The sequence below is a fragment of the Flavobacteriales bacterium genome, from assembly GCA_013214975.1.
In the GTDB taxonomy this organism is placed as follows: Bacteria; Bacteroidota; Bacteroidia; order DT-38; family DT-38; genus DT-38.
In genome coordinates, this window is record JABSPR010000368.1 from 1 (window position 1) to 1894 (window position 1894).

The 1894-nt window shown below is 37.3% G+C and carries 3 protein-coding genes and 1 tRNA gene; all 4 read right to left on the reverse strand.

From position 1 onward, the window contains the following. A partial coding sequence (locus HRT72_11795) for a hypothetical protein (protein ID NQY68388.1) occupies positions 1-144 on the reverse strand: 144 nt, incomplete at its 3' end. 184 nt (positions 145-328) lie between these two features. Next, positions 329-646 carry a hypothetical protein gene (locus HRT72_11800; GenBank protein NQY68389.1) on the reverse strand — a complete coding sequence of 106 codons (318 nt, stop codon included), beginning with the start codon at positions 644-646 and terminating at the stop codon, positions 329-331. A 335-nt stretch (positions 647-981) separates the two neighbouring features. Further along, positions 982-1053, reverse strand: a tRNA-Met gene (locus HRT72_11805). Between the two features lie 622 nt (positions 1054-1675). After that, positions 1676-1864: a hypothetical protein gene (locus HRT72_11810; GenBank protein ID NQY68390.1), complete on the reverse strand. Its 189-nt coding sequence runs from the start codon at positions 1862-1864 to the stop codon at positions 1676-1678. Positions 1865-1894 lie beyond the last annotated feature (30 nt).

The window sequence follows — 1894 nt, forward strand, 5'->3', positions numbered from 1 at the left end:
ACCAACATCTAACTTACCTGCCGGAAAGTTTAATTTGACCCATCCAGTAGCTTTTTTAATTGCACTCGTTATATCAAGTGCCAGTACTGAATTCCAACCCCAATCACCGTCACCTGCATTAAAAGTAAAATTATATGTTTGCATTCTATTCCCTTCATTTGATTTTATTTAACTATAGTAATTTACAAACAAAACCGGCAACAGATCAACTTATATTTTTAATCAACTTTGATCATCCATGGATGCAAAAATACAGACTAACTGGTCTGAATGGGTAACAAAAACCCCAGTAATCACCGGGGCTCTCATTTCGTCGGATCGAAATTTATCAGGCAGCTATCTTAGCTACCTTCTTAGCTTCCGGAACTTGATTCTCCGGGAGTTTAAAAAGATCGATACCTTTCTTGTTTAACAAGCCACGCGCCCGTTGATAGGTTACCCAATTCTGGGTTACAGGGTAAAAGTATCTACGTTTAGATGCTGATACCGTGAAATTGTTCTTAGGCATTTTAGAAATATCAACTATTTCATTATTTCCCAGAACAACATTGCAACCACTGTTCCTAATTGAGCTAACTACCCTTGGTAATAGCTTTGTTGGGTTTGCTTTTCGTCCCATGTGAATATCCTCCTTTATTTTTATCATAACATCATTGTTATGTTATTCACTATCGTAAATTACCGGTGTTTTATAATGCAGGCCAACCGGTATTTTATAACTGTCATCTTTTCGCCCTAAGAGCTGCAGCACAAAAGATGACACCTATTTGGAGTACATGTACTCGGGCTTTACGGCACGTTGCATGGGCATAAAAAAAGACACGGCTGAAAGGAATACTTAACGACCGTGTCTTTTATATAAGCTTGGCAATCACCCCAAGCGTTGTAATTCTAGCAGGTCTGAAATTTTAAAGGAGGTGAAACTATTTCAGACCTGGAACCGGATCAAGGGAAAGAAGGAAACCTTTATTGATCCTATCGTTGCGGAGGAGGGACTCGAACCCCCGACCTTTAGGTTATGAGCCTAACAAGCTACCACTGCTCCACTCCGCTAAATATTGGGAGGAATGCTAAAATGAATTGGCTTCCTCCCTCAAAGGAGACATCGATGAGTAATCACCAGTAGTCTCTAATTGTCAAATAACTATACTATGTTAATTTAAATACTTGTAAGAAACTTTTAACTAATTTTTAATTATCTCTGCAAGTAATATTAGCCCAAAAACAATAAACATAATAGTTCTAATTGTAACGAATAAATTATCTTTTTTTTCAAAAAACCCTTCATCGTCATTATGCATGTTAAGTCCTCCTTTAACATGCTAATAAATAGATGAAATAAGCGGGCTAAGTCCCCGATAATTTATAAATTCACTCGTTATTTAGTTTTATCACTTAGCCCACTTAAAATTAGAAGAGTGTTTTCATAAGTTACGAATAACTCCGTTATCATTAATCAATGGTTTGGAATATCTTCCTGTTCCACCACTCTAATGTGTGTGAGCAGCTGCCGGCCTGAAATGTGAATCATCATAAGACCAAATAAGGAAACGCGGCTAGCTACTCAATTTCAAAAAACTTAAGGGGAGGGTCAGGCTCGATTTCCTTCGCCTCCCCCACCAGAAAGGAAACCACAATGTGGTTCCAATAACATTACGGAGAAGTAATGATAAAATTATTTAAATTTGTAGGTTTTACCCCCGAAGCGAAGTTCCATTATCGTATCCAGATTTACCATTCTATATGCTCTTTTATTAACATCAAAAACTGGTAATAATCTTTTAGCTTCTGGATCAAATTTTAATCCAGCACCGGTTATTTGTTTGTCTCCACCCCAATTAACAACACCCAATTTACATAACATGGTCCGGACTGAATTGTCGGTTCTCTTAAT

Bases quoted from the DNA above. Each gene is read 5' to 3' on its own strand.
- HRT72_11800 (NQY68389.1), bottom strand. From the start codon at position 646: ATGATAAAAATAAAGGAGGATATTCACATGGGACGAAAAGCAAACCCA.
- HRT72_11810 (NQY68390.1), bottom strand. From the start codon at position 1,864: ATGTTATGTAAATTGGGTGTTGTTAATTGGGGTGGAGACAAACAAATA.